A 20552-nucleotide genomic window follows, 5' to 3' on the forward strand; every position below is an offset into this window, starting at 1 on the left:
CCATCAATGGTAAACACTTGCAGGCTAGCGCTAACCGTCATCACGCTCAAGCCCAAGATCTATAAAGATTTTTTGGATAAACGCCACGAATAGCGGAATAAAAATAAGTAATTTGTGCCGCAAGTTCGATGTGATATAGATGAAGCCCCAAGAAGACAATAACGCCGCGATTGCACACGACAAGAAAAGCCAACCCTCAGGAGCCCATGTGAACAACCTCGCCCGTTTCACCCCTCACCCCGTATCCAACACTACCGTTACCGGTCGGTTCAAACAGTTAACGCTTTCCCTCGCCTGTGCGGGTCTGTTCGGTTTACCCCTAGCCGGCCAAGCCGAGGAAATCGCCCCCACCACCCTGCGGCTTGCCCATGTGGTAAATACAGAAGATACCTACCATATCGCCGCCGAGCGATTCCAGCAGCTGGTCAGCGAACACACCGATGGGGCGGTAACCATAGAGATATTTCCCAACGCCACCCTGGGTGACGAGCGCACCCTGCTGGAAGGCATGCAGATCGGCACCGTCGATATGGGCGTGATCACCAACGGGCCGGTGGCCAATTTCGTGGATGAGTTTTCCGTCTTCGAGTTGCCGTTCCTGTTTCCCTCCTCTGAGGCCGCTTATGGTGTGCTGGATGGCGAGATTGGCCAGGAAATCCTGGGTAAATTGCAGGAAGTCAACCTCAAGGGGTTGGCATACGCCGAACGCGGATTTCGCAATATCACCAATAGCCAGAATGCGATCAATGAGCCCGCAGATCTCGACGGCCTGACGCTGCGCGTCATTGAGAACGAGGTCTACGTCGACACATTCCGCGAACTCGGAGCTAACGCCGTACCCATGGCGTGGACGGAAGCACTGACCGCACTGCAGCAGGGCACCATTGATGGCCAGGAAAATCCGGTCAATGCCATCCACGCCTTCAACCTGGCAGAAACCCAGGACTATCTCACCATGACGCGGCACATCTATGCGCCAGCGATCTTCATCATGGGCCTGCCGGCCTGGAATGGCCTTCAGGAGGAACTCCAGGACATCGTGCTTGACGCCGCGAAGGAAGCCTCCGCCCACGCCAGAGAACAAAATGCCGTCATGGAAGCCGAACAGTTGGCCGAACTGCGCGAGGCGGGCATGGACATCAATGAAACGCCCGATATCCAGTCATTTCAGGCAGCCGTTGCGCCGGTCTACGACACGTATGGCGACAAGTTCGGTGACTATCTGCAGCGAATTCAGGAAGAAGTAAACTAAGTGCCTGCCCACACCCATCCACTGGTGCTTTTCCTGCAGCGTATCGAGCGGGGCGTTGACGCCGTCATCGAGCCCACGGTTTTCTTGGGCATGGCGGCGTTGATCGGGGTGATCACCCTGCAGATCATTTCCCGGGTGCTGTTCTCCGCCGTGGGCTGGACCGAGGAAGTCGCCCGCTTTCTGCTGGTGTGGATCACCTTTCTGGGCGCCACCCTGGCCTTTCAGCGCGGTCGGCATATCGCCGTGACATTCGCCGTGGACGCCCTGCCTGGGCGGCTGCGCCAAGTCGCCCGTATTGCCGCCACCCTGATAGTGCTGGCCTTCATGGTGGCGCTAGTGGTGATCGGCTATCGCTACATGCAGGTGCAAAGCTTTCAGAAGTCGGCGTCGATGCGACTCTCCATGACCTACGTTTACGCCGTGATTCCGCTTAGCGCGGCCCTGATGGGCTGGTACGCCCTGGTCGATCTCTTGGAGCTATGGGTGGATGGCGAGCAACTTGAGGAGCCGAAGCCATGACGCTGCTACTGTTCGGCCTGTTTTTCGGCTTCATGCTGCTGGGTGTGCCTATCGCCCTGGCGATTGGCGCCAGCACCCTGGTCGCCCTGAGCCAGGCCGGGGTGCCCTTGATGGTGGTCACCCAGCAGATGTTCCAGGGCATCAATTCGTTTGCCCTGGTGGCGATTCCCATGTTCATCCTGGCCGGCGACTTGATGGCCCAGGGCAAGGTCAGCGAGCGGCTGGTCAACTTCGCCGACTCCCTGTTCGGCTTTCTGCGCGGCGGTTTGTCGGTGGTCTCGGTGATGGCGGGGATGTTCTTTGCCGCGATTTCCGGCTCCGGGGCGGCGACCACGGCGGCAGTGGGCTCGAGCCTGGTGCCGGAGCTGCGCAAGAAAGGCTACGACCCGGCCTCCGCCGCCAGTTTGATTGCCGCCAGCGGCACCATCGGGGTGGTGATTCCGCCTTCGGTGCCCATGATCATCTATGCGGTGATCGCCCAGCAATCGGTATCCAAGCTCTTCTTGAGCGGTTTTTTGCCGGGGCTGGCCATGGGGTTAGGGTTGATGGCGATTGCGATTACCCAGGCGTACCGGCGTCAATACCCCAAGGGCACCCCGCTTTCTCTGGCAACCATCTGGCGCACGCTGAAAAGCGCCAGCTGGGGGTTGATGACCCCGGTGATCATTCTGGGAGGAATATTTTCGGGCATCTTCACCCCCAGTGAAGCGGCGGTGGTGGCGGTCAACTACGCCCTGCTGGTATCGCTATTCGTTTATCGCGATCTCAAGCTGGGCGATGTGTATCGCATCCTGATTCGCTCGGCGATGACCACCTCGGTGATCATGCTGGTGATCGCCACCTCGGCGGTGCTGAGCTGGACGCTTTCCAGCTGGCAGGTGCCCGGCGCCATCGCGCAAGCGGTACTCTCCATCTCCACCAACCCCTACGTGATCATGCTACTGGTGGTGGGGGTAATCCTTTTGACCGGGGTGTTCATCGAAACCGCCAGCGCCCTGATCATTCTGACGCCGGTGTTGCTGCCGCTGGTGCTTCAGCTGGGCATCGACCCGATTCACTTCGGTTTGATCATCGTGGTGGGGCTGGCGATCGGCATGATCACCCCGCCGGTGGCGATCAACCTTTATGTGGCGTCATCGGTCACCCAGCTGCCCCTGGAGCGCATTACCCGGGCGATCATTCCCTACTTGCTGGGGTTGATCAGCGTGTTGCTGCTGGTGGTGTATGTGCCGATTCTCGCCGGCTGGTCGGGGGCTTGAATACCCGATCAAGAGAGTCGGATACGCCATTCAAAAAACAAACAAAGTCTAGCTTTCTATAACTCAGGTTAACGCCTGCAACCAACCGTACGGTGCACAGTGAAGGTGTGGTGGCCATGGAAGGCTCTCGAGGCCTGTGAAGGAAAGCGCGCGACACACAGGGAAGGGGAAAAGGCCTGCCACAACCTTTACGATTGCTCTGACCATCACCTGCCCGGTCAGGGCAATTTTTTTATTCAGCGCTTAGCCAGCGCAGCCACTTCATCATGCACAAGCCTGGCAATCGCCTGTTCATCACCCTTGAAGCGCTCGGGGTCGATAGGCTCGCCAATCACCACCCTGACCCGTTCGCGCTTCGGCATGCGCCGCCCCGGTGGCAGTGCCTCCCAAGTTCCTTCGATCCATATGGGTATCACCGGCACCGGCTTGGCGCACAATACCAGCCCCATGCCCGGCTTGAAGGCTTGCAGGTTGCCATCGAGCGAACGCCTGCCTTCGGGAAACCAGACCAGGCTATAACCACGTTCCAGACAGGTTACTGCAAGCGCCAGGCTGCTGCGTGGCGCAGTGCCGGGGTCGATAGGCAACACCCGCGCGCAGCGGCTTAACCAATGCGTCACCGGCCCGGAAAACAGCATGCCGGTCCAGCCCGCCCAGTAAAGCGATTCCAACTGATGACGGTCGAGTATCCGTGCCAGCACCAAGGGGTCGAGCAAGCTTAGATGGCGCGGGGCGATCAGATACCTGCCCTTGGTGGGTATGTTACCGCGCACCTCCAAGTCCATGAACAGATAACTGATGGCTCGCGCCAGTCCCAATAGCACCACACCGGTCGTTCGTTGCAAGGCGCTGCGCGGCGCCAGCATCGCCTTCTGGTCGTCATTGAGCATGTCTTCCGGTTGGCCGAGCGAGGTCAAAAAATCCTCCCCGGCTTCATCGGCGCCGGAAGCCCCCGCAGCCTCGTTGAGCAGGTCGCGCACATTCTGTACCCGGGAAATGGCGGCATCGTCCAAGTCGATCCCGGCATGCTCGCGCAGCGCCAGGGTCAAATCCACCCAGCTGAGTGAATCGATGTCCAAGTCCCGTGCCAGGCTGCTGTCCGGGGTAAGGCGAATATCATTGAACCGCCTGGCCAGATAATGCCAGGTCTTCTCCGCCGCCGGGTCGGAGAGCAACTGCTGATCCTCCGGGGCCATGGCTTCCGGGGTGATCGGTTCGGGCGCGGCCGGGGAGGTTTCGTCAACGTTACCCAGGCTCTCGAACAGCGCCTTCAATTTATGGCGGCGCAACTTGCCCAGGCGGGTGCGGGGCAGGGGGTCGAGCGTGATACGCAGTTCCCCCGGGCGGTGGTGGCTGGGCAGCTCGCGGGCCGCTTCGTTCACTGCGCTTTCGACGGCCCGGGGCAGGTCTTCGCCGCTGGCTTCATGCAGCAGGTCGGGCTCCGGCACCACCGCCGCCGCCAGGCGATCCTTATGCGCGAGCACGCCAGCTTCGCGGATCTTCGCGGAGGCCGTCAAGGCCTTTTCGACGCGTTCGGGATCGACGTTTTCGCCGCCGGAAAGCACGATCATCGCCGACTTGCGCCCCTGGATGTACAAATAGCCGTCCTCATCCAGCCAGCCGACATCACCGGTATGAAACCAGCCCTGGTCATCGAGGGCTTCCCGGGTCTTTTCCGGCAGGTTCCAGTAGCCACTGAAGACGTTGGGGCCACGCGCCAGTATCTCACCCTTTTCGGAAATTCTCAGCTCGACCCCGGGCAAGGCGGCGCCGGCGCTTTCAAGGCGAACGCTCTCGGGCGGGTTCATGGTCAGAATCGGTGAGGTCTCGCTGAGCCCGTAGCCAGTGGCCACATCCCAGCCCAGCCCTTGCAGCCTGGCGCCCAGTTCAGGGTCGAGCGCGGCGCCCCCCGCCACCATCAGGCGTAGGCGCGGGGCAATGCGTTGATGAAGCTTGCCGAACAGACGTTTCCCCAACTGCCAACCAAAGCGTCGGCGGGCGACAATCGAAAGCTTGAGCAACCCTGAAAACACTTCAGCCGCCAGTTTTCCGCGCCCGGCCACGCGCTCGTGCAGCGCATTCCAGATCGCTTCATAGAGGCGGGGAACCGCCAGCATCAGGGTGGCGTCACCCTCGCGCAGCGCCCGGACAATCTGCGGTCCCACCAACGAGAAGGGAATGATGATCGGTGCGCCAAGGGTCAAGGGAATCAGAATCCCCACGGTAAAGGGATAGACGTGGTGAAACGGCAAGGGCACCAGGATGCGATCACGACTGTCCGCCAGATTTTGCGTGCGCAGCGCTTCCACGTTGCTGGCGATGTTGAAATGGGTCAGCGGCACGCCCTTGGGGGGTCCGGTGGTACCGGAGGTATAAAACAGTGCCGCGACATCCTCCACCCGCGCGCGAATCGGTATCGGTTCGGCTTCCAGTAACCTGGCCCAAGGCTCGGCTCCGACTTCGTCCTGAGCGTCATCGAGAGATTCGTCATCGAGCACAAACAGCCTCACCTGCTCTTCGATCTCGGCCAGACGAGGGCGCAGCGCCCGGGTGGTAATCGCGAAATGCGGCTCGCAATCGTTCAGCGCATGCTGCATATCTTCGCCGGGCATCTGGGTATCCAGCGGTACCACCACGCCCCCGACATGCAGGATGCCCAGCGCCGAGATGATCCAGTCGACACTGTTGGGGGCCAGCATCACCACCCGGTCACCGCGTTTCAGCCCTTGCTGCTCCATGCCGCCGGCGAGACGTGCGCAACGTTCGAATACTTCCTGGCGACTGGTGGTGTCGAGCGTTTCTCGCCCCAGCTCGACGGCGGCGGGATGCTGTTCATCCACCTTTGCAGAGGCCAGCATCTGATTGAGCGTGGTGACATCCATTGACCGGGCGACTCCTCGCTTTTGGAATGGCTACTTAGTCCTAACCCTAGTCAAGCCTGGTCACCATCGCCATATATCATCAGACTGGCTCAACGCTGGGCTTGGCGCGCCTTGTAGCGCCGACGCGCGATACGCACCAGGGGCACCAGAGCGGCGCCACCCACAGCGACAAGCCCCAGAAACAGCCAGTGCGAGGGATGGCCGGTATGGCTGTGGACTTCCGTGGGAGCATGGCCGGAGTGGGAGCTGGCCACGCTGGCCAATACCAGTGCGAAAAAGCCCAGCAGCGAGCGGGAAAAGACATTTTTCACCAGAGTCATCACGTTTTCCTTGTATATATTTTGTATATATTTTGTATATAAACCGTATATAGAAACCATCAAGCCGTGGCGGCGGCCGTGGGACGCCGCTCGTCGAGCATGCCCTTGTCGAGAATGAAGCGGATAATCTCCTCAAGGCCCACGCCGTCATACAGGTTGGTGAACACGAAGGGCCGCTCGCCGCGCATCTTCTTCGAGTCGCGCTCCATCACCTCCAGTGACGCATGCACCTGCTCGGCGATATCGATCTTGTTGATGATCAGAAGATCCGACTTGGTGATGCCCGGCCCGCCCTTGCGCGGAATCTTGTCGCCGGCGGAGACATCGATCACGTAAAGCGTGAGATCGGAAAGCTCGGGGCTGAATGTCGCCGAGAGGTTGTCGCCGCCGGACTCCACCAGCACCAGCTCCAGGTTCGGATGGCGCCCCTGAAGTTCGTCGATGGCCGCCAGGTTCATGGAAGCGTCTTCGCGAATCGCGGTATGCGGACAGCCCCCGGTCTCCACGCCCAGAATCCGGTCGGCGGCCAGGGCATCGTGCTTGAGCAAAAAATCGGCGTCTTCGCGGGTGTAGATATCGTTGGTCACCACGGCGATGTCGTAATAATCGCGCAGCGCCAGGCACAGCTGCTTGAGTAGCGCCGTCTTGCCCGAACCCACCGGGCCGCCGACGCCGATGCGTAAACAATGTGTCATGTGTCTCTCCTGATGGTTCTCTTTAGCTTCTGAACAGCCGTGAATATTGGGTTTCGTGCAAGGCACTGGCGAGTGCCAGGCCGGGCAGCACCGGGCCAAGGTCGTCGTCATCCAGTGCCAGCGCCTTGTCTACCGCCGCAACCAGCTGGGGTCGTAGCCGTTCGACCAGCCGCTGGGCACTGGTATGCCCCAGCGGCAGCGCCTTGCAGGCCACCGCCAGCTGGTTTTCCAGCCAGGTCCAGGCAAAGCCGAGCAAGGTCTGGCGAATCGACACCCCGCGCATCTGGGCCGTCCAGGCGAAAACCGTGACATAGCCCGTCCCGGCGGGAAGCTCGGGCTCGCTGGGTAGCAGCTCAAGGCTTTCCAGCAGGCGCTTGAGCGAGGCGCCCAGGCGGGCATCCTCCGCCGCCAGTTCGGCGGTTTCGCGGTTGGCGCAGAGCCAGGCATCCCATTCGCTCAGGGCGCTGGCATCGCCTTTCACCCAGGCACGTTGCAGACGTACCAGCACCGGCAGCTCACAGCGGGTCAGGCCGTCTTCCAGCACGCCGGAAAGCCAGTCGCCCAGGCTTGCTTCATTCGTCACCCAGCCAAGCTCGAAGGCACTTTCCAGGCCTTGGGAAAAAGCGAAAGCTCCGATGGGCAGCGCCGGGCTGACCAGTTGCAGCAGACCCAGCAGCGCCAGATCGTCGCTTTGGCTTTCTAGCACGGCAAGCTCAGTGGGCATGGTGGTGCTCATGGCTGTGGTCGTGGGCATCCGAATGCGAATGCCCGTGTGAGTGACCGCCCGTTTGGTTATAGGCACCCGGCTCCGGGTCGAAGGTGGCGTTGTGGTGCTCAAGCTCAGCGCCCAGAAGCACGGCGAGTTCTTCCAGGACGTGATCCGGGGGGAAGCGTACCCAGCCGCCCCTGTCATCTTCACCTAACGCCAGCTGTACGTGGCGATTGCCCAGGTGATAGGCCAGCCGCGCCAGCGGTAAGCCAGCGGCCACCCGCGCAGTGACCACCGGCTCTACAGCGGCACAGACACGCACGACTTCACCGCTCTCAGCTTTCAGGCCTTCGCCGCTGCGCAGCACCGGGCCGCGATCCAGAAACAGCCCCAGTTCGCGACCGCTATCGCTCTGGGCTTTCAAGCGCCCGCGAATGCGCAGCTCGAAGGGCAGCGTCAGCGTGTCGCTGGCGGCGCTAGCCTCCACCGGCCCTAGACGTTCTATCAGTCTCAGCATGAGGGTTCCTTATAAAACGGTACTTAAAACAGGTGGTAGCGCTGGGCCAACGGCAGCTCGGTGGCGGGCTCGCAGGTTAAAATTTCGCCATCGCAGCGCACTTCGTAGGTCTGGGGGTCGACGGTCAGGTCGGGGCAGGCATCATTCAGCTTCATATCTTTTTTACGTACCTGGCGCACGTTCTTGCACGCCGCCAGTTCGCTATTGAGCCCCAGCGACTGCTTGATACCCGCATCCAGTGCGGCCTGGCTGACAAAGCTGAGCCGGGTCTGGCTCGCCGCACGGCCTAGGGCACCGAACATGTAGCGGTAATGCACCGGCTGCGGAGTGGGAATCGAGGCGTTGGGATCGCCCATGGTGGCCGCCGCAATCATGCCGCCCTTGATCATCATCGCCGGCTTGACGCCAAAAAAGGCCGGTTTCCACAGCACCAGATCCGCCAGTTTACCCACTTCGATGGAACCTACTTCGTGAGCGATGCCGTGGGTGATCGCCGGGTTGATGGTGTACTTGGCGATATAGCGCTTGGCACGGAAGTTGTCGGCACCCAGGGCTTCGTCTTCCGGCAGCAGACCGCGCTGCACCTTCATCTTGTGGGCGGTCTGCCAGGTGCGACACACCACTTCGCCTACCCGCCCCATGGCCTGGGAGTCTGAAGCGATCATCGAGATCACCCCCAGGTCGTGGAGAATATCCTCGGCGGCGATGGTTTCCCGGCGAATGCGCGAGTCGGCAAAGGCCACGTCTTCAGGAATGTTGGGGTCGAGGTGGTGGCACACCATCAACATGTCGAGGTGTTCGTCGATGGTGTTGACCGTGTAGGGCCGGGTCGGGTTGGTCGACGACGGCAGCACGTACGGTTTGGAGCAGGCGGTGAGGATATCCGGGGCGTGACCGCCTCCGGCGCCTTCGGTGTGGTAGGTGTGAATGCAGCGCTCCTTGAACGCGGCCAAGGTGTCTTCCACAAAACCCGATTCGTTCAGGGTATCGGTGTGAATCGCCACCTGGACATCATACTTATCGGCGACGTTCAGGCAGTTGTTGATCGAGGCGGGTGTGGTGCCCCAGTCTTCGTGTAATTTCAGCCCTATGGCACCGGCCTTGAGCTGTAGCTCCAGGGATTCGGGCAGGCTGGCGTTACCTTTGCCAAGAAAGCCGATGTTCATGGGCATATCGTCCACCGCTTGCAGCATCTTGCCGATATGCCAGGCGCCGGGGGTGCAGGTGGTGGCGTTGGTGCCGGTCGCTGGGCCTGTGCCGCCCCCCAGCATGGTGGTGATGCCGCTCATCAGCGCTTCTTCGACCTGCTGGGGGCAGATAAAGTGAATGTGGGAGTCGATGCCGCCTGCAGTGATGATCTTGCCTTCGCCGGAGATGATTTCGGTGCCGGGGCCAATCACGATTTCAACATCGGGCTGGGTATCCGGGTTGCCGGCCTTACCAATCGCGGCAATGCGGCCCTGCTGGATGCCCACATCGGCCTTGACGATGCCCCACCAATCCAGAATCAGTGCGTTGGTAATCACCGTATCCATCACCGTGTCATCAAAGCGCTGGCTCTGGCCCATGCCGTCGCGGATCACCTTGCCGCCGCCGAACTTCACTTCATCGCCGTAATGGGTGGCGTCCCGTTCGACTTCGATCCACAGGTCGGTATCGCCTAGGCGCACGCGGTCACCCACCGTAGGGCCGTACATGTCGGCGTAGGCTTGGCGGCTGATCTTGTTAACCGGTTTCATTGCTTACCTCCATCGAGCGCGCCCATCACATCGCCACGAAAGCCGTAAATTTCCCGCTTGCCGACATAGGGAATCAGCGTGACGTCACGGCGCTGGCCGGGCTCGAAGCGAATCGCCGTACCGGCGGCCACATCCAGGCGGTAGCCGCGGGTTTTGTCGCGATCAAACACCAGCGCCGGGTTGGCTTCGGCAAAGTGGTAGTGGGAGCCAATCTGAATGGGCCGGTCACCGGTATTGGCCACTTCGACACTAATCCGCTCACGCCCCACGCACAGCTCGATATCACCCGCTTTTAACTGATACTGTCCTGGAATCATTGGGCCGGGAATCATGGCAGCCTCCTGGTTGCTGATAATTAGTTAATCGGCGTATGGACTGTCACAAGTTTCGTACCGTCGGGGAAAGTGGCCTCGACCTGCACTTCGCCGACCATCTCGGCGACGCCTTCCATCACCTCATCGCGGCTGAGAATTTCACGACCGAAACTCATCAGGTCAGCGACACTCCTGCCGTCGCGGGCGCCTTCCATGATCTCGAAGCTGATCAACGCCACGGCTTCCGGGTAATTGAGCTTCAAACCGCGAGCCTTGCGGCGTTCGGCCAGCTGGGCGGCTGAGAACAGCAGCAGCTTGTCCTTGTCTCTCGGTGTTAATTCCATGGTGCGTTTCTCCAACAGTGCATCCGATTACGTTAACCAAATACGCGGTGTATGGGCGTCTCGTTCAATCCACAGGGGGCGCAGAACATGCCAGGCCTGTTCGCATAATGCCCAGGCTTCGTTGCGCGAGTTGCCTAAATAGCGCAGTAGCAGAACACCGTGGCGGACGGTCACCGCCCAGCGCGGGTTATCCGGCAGCGCTTCACGAAGGGCTTCAACGGCGGCAGGTGCATCGGCAATGCCCACCACCCAGAGCGTGGCCTGCACCGTGGCGCCGCCCTGCCCCCAGCGGCCTTTGAAGCGTGGGTGCAAAGGATCGAGCGGTTGACGTTCGAGCCACAGCGGTTTGCCGTCCAGCGTCAGGCGGAAACGCTGCTCGATACGCCCGGAAACATAGGGCAAGTCGCTTGCCGGACGGCCCAGGGCCATCAATTCCCAGCCCAGGCAACGGGCGCTGCCGTGAAGATCGATGGTGGTGCGCTGCTCGCCTTTGGAGCCATCAAAAGCGATGGTCTCCTGGGGTAGCCACTCAAGGGAGGCGCCATCGTCAACGCTGAGCCGGGTGTGCTGCGTCCACGCCACGCCCTGGCTGTCGGCTTTATAGAGTTTATTGGCGGCGGGGGTAGTCAGCAGCGCATGGGCACCGCGCTCTACATGAGCGCTAATGGTGAGCGCATCGCCGCTGACCAGCCCGCCCGGCGGGTGAAGCACATACACATGGCAGGCCTCATTGCTGCCTTCCGGGTAGAAGGGGCGCTGAACCCGCAGCGGCCCCTGATGGCGCGCCTGCACCATGCGAGTAGCGCCATCGCGCCGGGCAAACACCAGCTCAAGCGAAGCCGCCCAGTGACGGCCTGCATCGAAACGGTGGCCGGAGGGGGAAACTGGCATTGCTGGCGCACATAGGGTCATAAAGCAGGCTCATTGGCGTCGTGATCTGCCCTTACCTAAGCAATCTATGTGCCAAAATTGTGAATTTTAGATTTTTTATATTTATATTCAATTACTTGCTAATAAAAAAGCAGCACCAAAAAACACCCAGCGCGCCATTTTGGCACGCTGGGTGAGGGTAAGTGCACGGTTTTGGTACGCGTATTTAACTTATAAAGCCAATAACTCCCTGAGATCGCACCCTTGGCCACGCGCACCACTTGACGGGAGCCAAAGCGCCACGTATACCATTTGATATGTCTTCGAAATATCAAATGAGGATAGCGCCATGGATATCCATTTCACGCAATACCAGCCACCCAAAGCCTTGGCATCCGGTTTCTGGCAACAGATCGGCTTGCCTGCCCGAGGCCGCAAGCTGCATGAGTTACTGCATGAAGGCGTGGAGTACCGGGTCTACCCCAAGCTTGCCCAGGTGACAGGTATCGAGCAGAAGGCACTGGCACGCTACGTGAACATTCCCTCTGCCACACTGAGCCGCCGCGCCAAATCGGGCCGTTTCAAGATGGCGGAAAGCGATCGGCTATATCGCTTTGCCGAGCTCTTCAAAGCGGCGCTGGATCTGTTTGAGGGTGACACCGAGGGAGCCCGCGCCTGGCTGCTCAAACCCAATATCGGGCTAGGCGGACGCAGGCCCATCGAAATGTGCGCCACATCGGCCGAGTACCAAACGGTATTGAACCTGATAGGACGGCTAGAGCACGGGGTCTCTGCATGACTGAGATCACCGCCTATCGACTGATCAAGCGTAAGTATCTGGAAAGCGCTTTCGATGGCGAGGGCGCACGCCTTTATGGTGGGCGCTGGAACAGTCCCGGGAATGCCTGTGTGTATGTGGCAGGCGCCGAGTCGCTGGCGCTGCTTGAAATCATGGTGCATCTGGAAAGCTATCGGCTGCTCAATGCGTATGCGCTGCTGCGCCTGACCCTGCCATCCGGGAGCATTTTAAGCGTTGGCGCAGAGGATCTACCGGGCAACTGGCAGGAAGCGCCAGCGCCGGCAGAAACCGCCGAACTTGGCGATGGCTGGCTGGCGTCCGGCCAGAGTCTGGCCCTGGCACTGCCGAGCGTGGTCGTGCCAAGAGAGTTCAACTACATGCTCAACCCAGCACATCCCTTGTTTGATCAAACCGTCGCGGTGGCCGGGGCGCTGCCCTTCCAGCCCGGCCCAAGACTTTGAACCGGGTGTGGATAACTTAAACCGTCAAATGCTGCTTGATCAGCTCATCGGAAAGCGCTGCGATCTCGCCCTTGGCAACAGGGCGGCCGCGGTCCATGATCACGAAGCGGTCGGCGTATTTGCGGGCGAAAGGCAGTTTCTGTTCCACCAGCAGTACGGTCAAGCCGTCCTCCTCGATCAAGCGACGGATCACCTGGCCGATCTGGGCGACGATATTGGGCTGAATGCCCTCCCCCGGCTCGTCCAGAATCAATACCTTGGGCTCGATGACCAGGGCACGGCCGATGGCCAGTTGCTGTTGCTGGCCACCGGAAAGGTCCCCACCCCGGCGGTGCTGCATTTCCTTGAGTACCGGAAACAGCTCGAAAATACGCTCGGGAATTTTCTTCAGGCCATCGCTGCGGGCGGCAAGGCCGGTACGTAGGTTTTCCTCCACGGTGAGCAGCGGAAATATCTGGCGGCCCTGGGGCACGTAACCGATGCCCAGGCGCGCACGCGCCTCCAGCGGTTTCTGGGTCAGTTCCACGTCGTCGGCGTAGCGGATATGCCCGCCGGCAACCGCCACTTCGCCCATGACCGCCTTGAGCAGCGTGGTCTTGCCCACCCCGTTGCGCCCCATCACGCAGGTGCATTCCCCCTTGGGCACTTCCAGGTCGAGCCCCCAGAGGGTGTGGCTTTCGCCATAGAATTGGTCGAGCTTTTCGATCTTGAGCATCAGGCCGCCTCCTCGTCTTCCACGCCCAGATACACCTCGACCACTTTCGGATCGCTTGCGACCTGATCCATGCTGCCCTCGGCCAGCACGCTGCCTTGGTGCAGCACGGTGACCTTACGGGCAATCGAGCGTATGAAGCCCATGTCGTGCTCCACCACCACCACCGACTGCTTGCCGGCCAGACTGATGAGAAGCTCTCCGGTACGCTCCATTTCCTGCTCGGTCATGCCCGCCACGGGTTCGTCGACCAGCAACAGACGCGGCTTTTGCATCAGCAGCATGCCGATCTCCAGCCACTGTTTCTGACCGTGGGAGAGAATTCCCGCCGGGCGATATCTGAGCTCGGTCAAGCCGATGGTTTCCAGCACTTCCTCGATGCGGTCTTTGATCTCGCCGGTCATGCGGGCGGTCAGGGTAGCAAAGATGCGCTTGTCCGCCGCCATGGCCAATTCCAGGTTGTCGAACACGGAAAGTGCCTCGAATACCGTGGGTTTCTGGAACTTGCGGCCGATACCCAGGCTGGCGATTTGCGGCTCGTTCATGTCGAGCAGGTTATGTCGGCTACCGAACCACACGCTGCCGGTCGTCGGCCGGGTCTTCCCGGTGATGATGTCCATCATGGTGGTCTTGCCTGCGCCATTGGGGCCGATGATGCAGCGCAGCTCGCCGTCGTCGATGGTCAGGTTGAGGTTATTGATCGCCTTGAAGCCATCGAAGCTCACCGTGACGTCTTCCATGTAAAGAATCGGCCCGTGGCGCACATCCACAGGGGAAGCCTGGGGCGCCAGAAAATCAAACACCCGCTCACGATCGGCCAGGGAACGTAACAAGCTCATGCGGTTGCCTCCTGGGGTTTCGTGTTGTCGTCTCGATCATTGGGTTTACGCTTGACGCGGTAGGCCAATAGTCCCGCCACGCCCTTGGGCAGAAAGACCGTGACCAGCACGAACAGCGCACCCAGGGCGAACAGCCAGGCATCCGGCATCACCCCGGTGAAGACGGTCTTGGCGTAGTTGACCAGAATCGCCCCGATCACCGCGCCGTACAGCGTGGCTCGGCCACCCAGTGCCACCCACAGCACGATCTCGATGGAGAAGATCGGCGAGAATTCACTGGGATTGATGATGCCCACCTGAGGCACGTAGAGCGCCCCCGCCACCCCGGCGAGCATCGCCGAGACCACGAACACGAACAGCTGGAAGCGCTCGACCCGATAGCCCAGAAAGCGCGTGCGCGCCTCGGCGTCCCGGCTGGCGATGCTCACCCGGCCCAATTTGCTGCCAACAATCGCCCGGCACAGGATATACCCCAGCCCCAGCGCCACGCCGGTGGCCAGAAACAGCCCCAGGCGGGTGGCGTCGCTGCGCAGGCTGAAGCCGAGAATCTCGCGAAAGTCGGTCAAGCCATTGTTGCCGCCGAAGCCCATCTCGTTACGAAAGAACGCCAGCATCAGCGCGAAGGTCAACGCCTGGGTGATGATCGACAGATAGACGCCGGTGACCCGCGAGCGAAACGCCAGGAAGCCGAACACCAGCGCCAAAAGCCCCGGCGCCAGCAGCACCATCAGGAAGGCGAACCCGGCCATGTCGAAGCCCTGCCAGTACCAGGGCAGGCTGTCCCAGTTGAGAAAAACCATGAAATCCGGCAGTTCCGGGTGGCCGTAAGTGCCCCGGTCGCCGATCTGGCGCATCAGGTACATGCCCATGGCGTAGCCGCCCAGGGCGAAGAAGGCGCCATGGCCCAGGCTGAGAATCCCCAGATAGCCCCACACCAGATCCACCGCCACGGCAAGCAAGGCGTAGCTCAGGTACTTGCCGAACAGGTTCACGGTATAGGCGCTGACGTGCAGCGGATTGCCTTGGGGCACCGCCACATGCAGCAGGGTGACAAGCGCCAGGGCGGTCAACAGCACCCCCAGGAAAACTTGTGTCGAACGCTCGCTGAATGGCCGTGCCAGCCAGAATTTTGAAGCATGCATGACTTAGCCCTCCGCTGCCCGGCCCTTTTGCGGAAAGAGTCCGCGTGGGCGTTTTTGAATGAACAGGATGATGAACACCAAGACGATGATCTTGGCCAGCACAGCGCCCGCCCAAGGCTCGATGAGCTGGTTCATCACCCCCAGCGAAAGACCCGCTACCAGTGTGCCCCACAGATTGCCCACCCCGCCGAACACCACCACCATGAATGAATCGATGATGTAGTTCTGACCCAGGTTGGGGCCGACGTTGGTCAGCTGGGACAGCGCCACCCCGGCCAGCCCCGCCACCCCGGAACCCAGGGCGAAGGTCATGATATCCACGCGGGTGGCGCGAATGCCCATGGCGCGCGCCATGCTGCGATTCTGGGTCACCGCGCGCACTTCAAGCCCCAGGCGCGTGCGGCGCATGATCAGCATCAGCCCGGCGAACACCACCAGCGCGAAGCCCAGCACGAACAGGCGGTTCAGCGTCAACGACAGCGCATCGTTGACCACCAGCGAACCGCTCATCCACTCCGGCGACACCACGGTGCGGTTGAGGGGCGAAATCACGGTACGTACCAACTGCTGCAGAATCAGGCTGACACCGAAGGTGGCCAGCAGGGTTTCCAGGGGGCGTCCTTTCAAAAACTGGATCACGCCGCGCTCGATGGCGATGCCCGCGAGCGCCGCCACCAGAAAACCGGCGGGAATTGACATAATCAACGCCAGGCCGGGCTGGCCCGGTAATAGTTGCTACATGCCCCAGGTGGTGTAGGCGCCCAGCATGATCAACTCGCCATGCGCCATGTTGATCACCCCCATCACGCCGAAGGTGATCGCCAGGCCGATGGCCGCCAGCACCAGCACCGACCCCAGAGAAAGCCCGAAATACAGGGTCTCCAGGCCGCGATTGATCTTGAGGTTCTGCTCGATGCTGGTCAGCGCCGCCTGGGCGGCATCGGCGACTACCGGGTCATCGCCTTGGGCGGCGCGGCTCAGGGCCACGCGCGCTCGGGGATGCAAGCTGCCGTGCAGCGCCTCGACCCCGGCCATCTCGCCCTGCTCGGCCCGATGGATCGCCACTGCCTGGGTCAGGCGTCGCTTCACCTGGGCGTCATCTTCCTGTTCGATCAGCTCGCTTATCGGCTGGACCAGATCGCCATCCACTTCGCCCAATAAGCGTTCGGCGGAAGCACGCCGCTTGTCCAGGTCGGGGGAGTACAGATCCGCCACGGCAATGGCGCTACGCAGCTGGTTGCGCAAGGCATTGTTGATGCCGATGCGGTCCAGCTCGCGGCGCGACATTTCGCCGAGGTGTTCGCCGCTCAAGGCGTCTTCGACCGGCCAGTCGCGGCCACGGTTTTCGAGTACGATCACGAAGCGGCCGTCGTCGCTGCGCTGCAGGCGGCCGTCCAATAAGGATTCCAGCCAGCCGCGGGCGCGTTCGTCGTCGCTCTGAACGATGGCGGTAATCGCTTCGCCCTTCTCGGCGTAGGAGTCGGTATCCAGCGCTTCGAGCAATTGGGTGGCTGTCTTATCCTCGGGAGAAGTGCCTTGGGCCTGGGCGCCGAACGCCAGCGCCAGCATCACCCACAGCCAACAGCAAAGAATACGCCGCATGGGTTCTTCCTTTGTATAAACAAGCGGTCAGGAGATAGCGTGCAGCCCCGCTGCCTGGCGGCGAGGCTTGAGTGGTGTTACTTATCTGGTATCACTCGGCGAGTGCCGCTTCGGCTTCTTCGACCGCTGTGCTACCCCCGCAGGAACCTTCCGCCACGTTGAAGTTGCCGCAGCGCATCGGCGCGCGCCAATCGGCAATCAGGTCACGCGAGCCGGGCAGGTAGTCGGACCAGGCATCGCCGACCACGGTGGAAGGCGTCTGCCAGACCACATCGAACTGGCCGTTGTCCTGTATTTCACCGATCAGCACCGGCTTGGTGATGTGGTGATTGGGCATCATCGCCGCATAGCCGCCGGAGAGGTTGGGTACGGTTACACCGATAATCGCGTCCTTGACCGCATCGACCTCGACGGTGCCGGCCTTGCGTACCGCTTCAGTCCACATGTTGAAGCCGATGTAGTGCGCTTCCATGGGATCGTTGGTCACCGACATATCGTCCCCGGTGTAGTCGATCCAGGCATCGATGAAGTCGTAGTTGGCGTCGGTATCCACGCTCATGAAGTAGTTCCAGGCGGCAAGGTGGCCGACCAGCGGGCCGGTATCGATACCCGACAGCTCCTGCTCGCCCACCGAGAAGGCGACCACCGGAATGTCGGCGGCATCGATGCCCTGGTTGGCCAGCTCACGGTAGAAGGGCACGTTGGCATCACCGTTGATGGTCGAGACCACGGCGGTCTTCTTGCCTTCACGGCCGAAACGGCTGATATCGGAGACGATGTTCTGCCAGTCGGAATGCCCGAACGGCGTGTAGTTGACCATGATGTCCGCGTCCGCCACGCCGAATTCTTCCTTCAGATAGGCTTCGAGAATGCGGTTGGTGGTGCGCGGATAGACGTAGTCGGTACCCGCCAGCACCCAGCGCTCCACACCCACCTGGTCGTGCAGGTAGTTGACCGCCGGAATCGCCTGCTGGTTGGGCGCCGCCCCGGTGTAGAAGACGTTCTGCGAGGACTCCTCACCCTCGTACTGCACCGGGTAGAACAGCAGGCCGTTGAGCTCCTCGACCACCGGCAATACCGCCTTGCGCGACACTGAGGTCCAGTTGCCGAAGATCACATCCACTTCTTCCTGGGCAAGCAGCTCACGGGCACGCTCGGCGAACAACGGCCAGTTGGAGGCCGGGTCGACCACCACGGCTTCCAGCTGGCGCCCCAGCAAGCCGCCCGCTTCGTTCTGCTTTTCGATCAGCATCTCGACGGTATCTTTGAGCGTGGTTTCACTGATCGCCATGGTGCCGGAAAGCGAATGCAGAATACCCACCTTGATCGGGTCTTGCGCCTGGGCCATTGCCTGAGCCCCGGCGCCCATGACGGCGGCTGACACTAGCGCAGTGGCCAGGTAACGGGCATGTGGTTTAGGTTGCAATGTGATCACTGGAACTCCTTCGCCCCGCAGGGGCTCGTTAGGGTGATCGCGTACGCTCGACGGTCGTGCAAGGCGGTACGCGGAACAGCCACCAGCACTTGCAAAGGCTGCGCCACATTGCTGAAAAATATTTTTTAATGCTTAAATTCAAAAAGTTGAAACAAAACGTCCAACCCGCTTTCGCGCAACTGCACTACTTTTGAGCACCAACTTCCTGCGCCTTTTCGGCAGACGCACCAAAAAAGTGCTTTCAGGCACCCGGTTGCGGTTGCGCCATTCCAGGCACTGCCTAGGCACTGACGAAGCATACCTAGGCGCTACATGAGGCGCCCACAAAAGACTGGCCAGATGAGAGACTTAGACCTTGGCGAAAATTAGACCTTGGTCTATGGCATGGGTTACAATTCGGCAAATCTTGCTCCATTTCCAGCGCCATTCAATGAGTGGCGTTTTTTTTATGCTCTTTTTTCCTACTGGATATGTCTTTCAATGGCTCAAACTCAAACCGATTCACCTCCTCGCTCACATAAGCTAGGCGATCCCGTGGTGCTTGTATTGACCATCGGATTCGTTCTCGCCTTCGTATTGCTTTCGCTTTACGACATCGAGCTTGTCGCCGACAGCATCAGCAGCGGCTTCGCCTGGACGGCGCTGACCCTGGGTTCTTATTTTCAGTTGCTGCTGATTCTGACGTTCTTCATCGCTATCGGCCTTGCCATGACGCCCGCCGCCAAGGCGCGTATCGGCAATCTCGACGCGCCGGAGATGAGTACGTTCAAGTGGCTCTCGATTATCTTGTGCACATTGCTTGCCGGGGGCGGCGTCTTTTTTGCTGCCGGTGAACCGGTGTATCACTTCGTGGTGACGCCCCCGGCCTTCGATACCGAGGCAGGCACCGCCGAAGCGGTTGCCGGTGCCTTGGCGCAATCGTTCATGCATTGGGGATTTCTGGCCTGGGCGGTGCTCGGTTCGTTATCCGCCGTCGTACTGGCGCATGCGCACTACGTGAAAGGCGAACCCCTGCAACCCCGCACCCTGCTCTACCCGGTGTTCGGCAAGCGCCTGATGCGCGGGCCGCTGGGCGGGGTAGTGGACGCCTGTTGTGTCATCGCGGTGGTGGCCGGCACGGTGGGGCCTATCGGTTTTCTGGCGACCCAGATGAGCTACGGCCTGCATGAACTATTTGGCTTGCCAGAAGGCTACCCGACCCAACTGGGCATTCTGGTGGTATTGGGAGCTGTCTATGTCGGCTCGGCGGTCAGTGGCGTACATCGCGGCATCCAACTGCTCAGCCGTTTCAATGTGTTCCTGGCGCTGGCCATCGCCCTGGTCATCGTGGTGTTCGGTCCCACCCTGTTTCTGGTCAACAGCTACCTGCAAAGTACCGGCACTTACCTGAGTCAATTCTTCACCATGGCGAGCATGACCGCGGAAACCGCACCGGCCTGGTGGATGCAATGGTGGACGGTGTTCTTCTTTGCCTGGTTCATCGGCTATGCGCCGTTGATGGCCATTTTCGTGGCGCGAATTTCTCGCGGCCGCACCATCCGCCAGATGATTCTGGCAGTGGCGGTCATTGCACCGATTGCCACCACGATCTGGTTCACCTTGCTGGGTGGCTCGGGCATCTATTATCAACTGACCGGTACCATCGATCTTACCGAGGCACTCAACAACTTCCAGTTCGATGTGGCGACCCTCACGGTGGCTCAGGCACTGCCCGGTGGCACCTGGATGGCATTCGCCATTCTGCTGCTGACCAGTATCTTCGTGGCGACGACCGGCGACTCTATGAGCTACTCGATTGCGGTGGTCGGCGCAGGCCATGACGCCCCGAGCTCTCTCATTCGGGCTTTCTGGGGAATCACCATGGCGCTGATGGCCGCCATCCTGTTGTACATGGGAGCCGGTCAAATCGGTGTTCTGCAACAATTCATCGTGCTTACCGCGATCCCGGTTTCCTTGATCCTGCTTCCCTCATTATGGAAAGGGCCGCAAGCGGCTTATGCCATGGCCCGCGAACAAGGGATTATTGATTGATTGACCCGATATACACAGCGGATGTTTTGCTCGTGAAAACGGGGCGCCGACGAAAGTCGACGCCCCGTTTTTTATAGCTTTTTTTCAACTACTTAGCTTCCAGAGCCAAGG

19 protein-coding genes and 1 pseudogene are annotated in these 20552 nt (G+C 60.6%); 6 read left to right on the forward strand and 14 right to left on the reverse strand.

All coding sequences use genetic code 11. From position 1 onward, the window contains the following. Positions 1 to 208: 208 nt before the first annotated feature. From DU506_RS02000 to DU506_RS02010, 3 genes are read left to right on the forward strand one after another with little or no spacing between them, the layout of a single operon-like run. On the forward strand, positions 209 to 1252 hold the full coding sequence (locus DU506_RS02000) for a TRAP transporter substrate-binding protein (RefSeq protein ID WP_415843553.1): 1044 nt from the start codon (positions 209 to 211) through the stop codon (positions 1250 to 1252). Next, positions 1253 to 1771 carry a TRAP transporter small permease gene (locus DU506_RS02005; RefSeq protein WP_220254273.1) on the forward strand — a complete coding sequence of 173 codons (519 nt, stop codon included), beginning with the start codon at positions 1253 to 1255 and terminating at the stop codon, positions 1769 to 1771. Continuing rightward, entirely contained in the window at positions 1768 to 3030 is a 1263-nt protein-coding gene (locus DU506_RS02010; RefSeq protein WP_114485288.1) for a TRAP transporter large permease, read from the forward strand. Before DU506_RS02005 ends, DU506_RS02010 begins: the two co-directional genes overlap by 4 nt. Positions 3031 to 3266: 236 nt before the next feature. Here the strand turns inward: DU506_RS02010 and DU506_RS02015 are convergent, their stop codons facing one another. The 9 genes from DU506_RS02015 to DU506_RS02055 form a co-directional block, all read right to left on the reverse strand. After that, entirely contained in the window at positions 3267 to 5912 is a 2646-nt protein-coding gene (locus DU506_RS02015) for an AMP-binding protein (protein ID WP_114485289.1), read from the reverse strand. 89 nt (positions 5913 to 6001) lie between these two features. Further along, on the reverse strand, positions 6002 to 6232 hold the full coding sequence (locus tag DU506_RS02020; RefSeq protein WP_114485290.1) for a hypothetical protein: 231 nt from the start codon (positions 6230 to 6232) through the stop codon (positions 6002 to 6004). A gap of 59 nt (positions 6233 to 6291) precedes the next feature. Further along, complete coding sequence (gene ureG, locus DU506_RS02025) at positions 6292 to 6927, reverse strand: urease accessory protein UreG (protein ID WP_114485291.1); 636 nt, start codon at positions 6925 to 6927, stop codon at positions 6292 to 6294. 22 nt (positions 6928 to 6949) lie between these two features. Beyond that, a complete protein-coding gene (locus DU506_RS02030; protein ID WP_114485292.1) occupies positions 6950 to 7663 on the reverse strand; it encodes an urease accessory protein UreF in 714 nt (237 codons plus the stop codon). After that, positions 7641 to 8153, reverse strand: coding sequence for an urease accessory protein UreE (ureE, locus tag DU506_RS02035; protein WP_114485293.1), 513 nt, complete (start codon positions 8151 to 8153; stop codon positions 7641 to 7643). Before ureE ends, DU506_RS02030 begins: the two co-directional genes overlap by 23 nt. A gap of 23 nt (positions 8154 to 8176) precedes the next feature. Next, on the reverse strand, positions 8177 to 9892 hold the full coding sequence (gene ureC, locus DU506_RS02040) for an urease subunit alpha (RefSeq protein ID WP_114485294.1): 1716 nt from the start codon (positions 9890 to 9892) through the stop codon (positions 8177 to 8179). Further along, positions 9889 to 10209, reverse strand: coding sequence for an urease subunit beta (locus tag DU506_RS02045; protein ID WP_114485430.1), 321 nt, complete (start codon positions 10207 to 10209; stop codon positions 9889 to 9891). Before DU506_RS02045 ends, ureC begins: the two co-directional genes overlap by 4 nt. Positions 10210 to 10247: 38 nt before the next feature. Then, positions 10248 to 10550, reverse strand: a complete 303-nt coding sequence (locus DU506_RS02050; RefSeq protein WP_114485295.1) for an urease subunit gamma — start codon at positions 10548 to 10550, stop codon at positions 10248 to 10250. 27 nt (positions 10551 to 10577) lie between these two features. After that, the gene (locus DU506_RS02055) at positions 10578 to 11462 is read right to left on the reverse strand and encodes an urease accessory protein UreD (RefSeq protein ID WP_114485296.1); all 885 of its coding nucleotides are present in this window, start codon (positions 11460 to 11462) and stop codon (positions 10578 to 10580) included. Positions 11463 to 11769: 307 nt separating this feature from the next. On the opposite strand from DU506_RS02055, the gene parS reads away from it, so the two are divergent. Together parS and DU506_RS02065 are read left to right on the forward strand one after the other, a co-directional pair. Then, positions 11770 to 12219: a type II RES/Xre toxin-antitoxin system antitoxin gene (parS, locus tag DU506_RS02060; RefSeq protein WP_114485297.1), complete on the forward strand. Its 450-nt coding sequence runs from the start codon at positions 11770 to 11772 to the stop codon at positions 12217 to 12219. Beyond that, positions 12216 to 12680 (forward strand): RES family NAD+ phosphorylase, encoded by a 465-nt coding sequence (locus tag DU506_RS02065; RefSeq protein WP_114485298.1) that lies wholly within the window; start codon positions 12216 to 12218, stop codon positions 12678 to 12680. The genes parS and DU506_RS02065 overlap by 4 nt, the downstream gene beginning before the upstream one ends. A 16-nt stretch (positions 12681 to 12696) precedes the next feature. Here DU506_RS02065 and urtE read toward each other — a convergent pair whose 3' ends face one another. The 5 genes and pseudogenes from urtE to urtA all read right to left on the reverse strand — a co-directional run bounded on the left by urtE (position 12697) and on the right by urtA (position 18410). Further along, positions 12697 to 13395: an urea ABC transporter ATP-binding subunit UrtE gene (gene urtE / locus DU506_RS02070; RefSeq protein ID WP_114485299.1), complete on the reverse strand. Its 699-nt coding sequence runs from the start codon at positions 13393 to 13395 to the stop codon at positions 12697 to 12699. Beyond that, on the reverse strand, positions 13395 to 14231 hold the full coding sequence (urtD, locus tag DU506_RS02075; RefSeq protein WP_114485300.1) for an urea ABC transporter ATP-binding protein UrtD: 837 nt from the start codon (positions 14229 to 14231) through the stop codon (positions 13395 to 13397). The genes urtE and urtD overlap by 1 nt, the downstream gene beginning before the upstream one ends. After that, on the reverse strand, positions 14228 to 15373 hold the full coding sequence (gene urtC, locus DU506_RS02080) for an urea ABC transporter permease subunit UrtC (protein ID WP_114485301.1): 1146 nt from the start codon (positions 15371 to 15373) through the stop codon (positions 14228 to 14230). Before urtC ends, urtD begins: the two co-directional genes overlap by 4 nt. A gap of 3 nt (positions 15374 to 15376) precedes the next feature. Beyond that, positions 15377 to 16975, reverse strand: a pseudogene (gene urtB / locus DU506_RS02085) (urea ABC transporter permease subunit UrtB). A gap of 91 nt (positions 16976 to 17066) precedes the next feature. Continuing rightward, positions 17067 to 18410 (reverse strand): urea ABC transporter substrate-binding protein, encoded by a 1344-nt coding sequence (urtA, locus tag DU506_RS02090; RefSeq protein WP_114485302.1) that lies wholly within the window; start codon positions 18408 to 18410, stop codon positions 17067 to 17069. 480 nt (positions 18411 to 18890) lie between these two features. Here urtA and DU506_RS02095 point away from each other — a divergent pair, with 480 nt between their 5' ends. Beyond that, positions 18891 to 20441: a BCCT family transporter gene (locus tag DU506_RS02095; protein ID WP_114485303.1), complete on the forward strand. Its 1551-nt coding sequence runs from the start codon at positions 18891 to 18893 to the stop codon at positions 20439 to 20441. Positions 20442 to 20552 lie beyond the last annotated feature (111 nt).

Source organism: Vreelandella rituensis (assembly GCF_003336665.1).
Classification (GTDB): domain Bacteria; phylum Pseudomonadota; class Gammaproteobacteria; order Pseudomonadales; family Halomonadaceae; genus Vreelandella; species Vreelandella rituensis.

Bases quoted from the DNA above. Each gene is read 5' to 3' on its own strand.
- DU506_RS02010 (WP_114485288.1), top strand. From the start codon at position 1,768: ATGACGCTGCTACTGTTCGGCCTGTTTTTCGGCTTCATGCTGCTGGGT.
- DU506_RS02015 (WP_114485289.1), bottom strand. From the start codon at position 5,912: ATGGATGTCACCACGCTCAATCAGATGCTGGCCTCTGCAAAGGTGGAT.
- DU506_RS02020 (WP_114485290.1), bottom strand. From the start codon at position 6,232: ATGACTCTGGTGAAAAATGTCTTTTCCCGCTCGCTGCTGGGCTTTTTC.
- ureG (WP_114485291.1), bottom strand. From the start codon at position 6,927: ATGACACATTGTTTACGCATCGGCGTCGGCGGCCCGGTGGGTTCGGGC.
- DU506_RS02030 (WP_114485292.1), bottom strand. From the start codon at position 7,663: ATGAGCACCACCATGCCCACTGAGCTTGCCGTGCTAGAAAGCCAAAGC.
- ureE (WP_114485293.1), bottom strand. From the start codon at position 8,153: ATGCTGAGACTGATAGAACGTCTAGGGCCGGTGGAGGCTAGCGCCGCC.
- ureC (WP_114485294.1), bottom strand. From the start codon at position 9,892: ATGAAACCGGTTAACAAGATCAGCCGCCAAGCCTACGCCGACATGTAC.
- DU506_RS02045 (WP_114485430.1), bottom strand. From the start codon at position 10,209: ATGATTCCAGGACAGTATCAGTTAAAAGCGGGTGATATCGAGCTGTGC.
- DU506_RS02050 (WP_114485295.1), bottom strand. From the start codon at position 10,550: ATGGAATTAACACCGAGAGACAAGGACAAGCTGCTGCTGTTCTCAGCC.
- DU506_RS02055 (WP_114485296.1), bottom strand. From the start codon at position 11,462: ATGACCCTATGTGCGCCAGCAATGCCAGTTTCCCCCTCCGGCCACCGT.
- parS (WP_114485297.1), top strand. From the start codon at position 11,770: ATGGATATCCATTTCACGCAATACCAGCCACCCAAAGCCTTGGCATCC.
- DU506_RS02065 (WP_114485298.1), top strand. From the start codon at position 12,216: ATGACTGAGATCACCGCCTATCGACTGATCAAGCGTAAGTATCTGGAA.
- urtE (WP_114485299.1), bottom strand. From the start codon at position 13,395: ATGCTCAAGATCGAAAAGCTCGACCAATTCTATGGCGAAAGCCACACC.
- urtD (WP_114485300.1), bottom strand. From the start codon at position 14,231: ATGAGCTTGTTACGTTCCCTGGCCGATCGTGAGCGGGTGTTTGATTTT.
- urtC (WP_114485301.1), bottom strand. From the start codon at position 15,373: ATGCATGCTTCAAAATTCTGGCTGGCACGGCCATTCAGCGAGCGTTCG.
- DU506_RS02095 (WP_114485303.1), top strand. From the start codon at position 18,891: ATGGCTCAAACTCAAACCGATTCACCTCCTCGCTCACATAAGCTAGGC.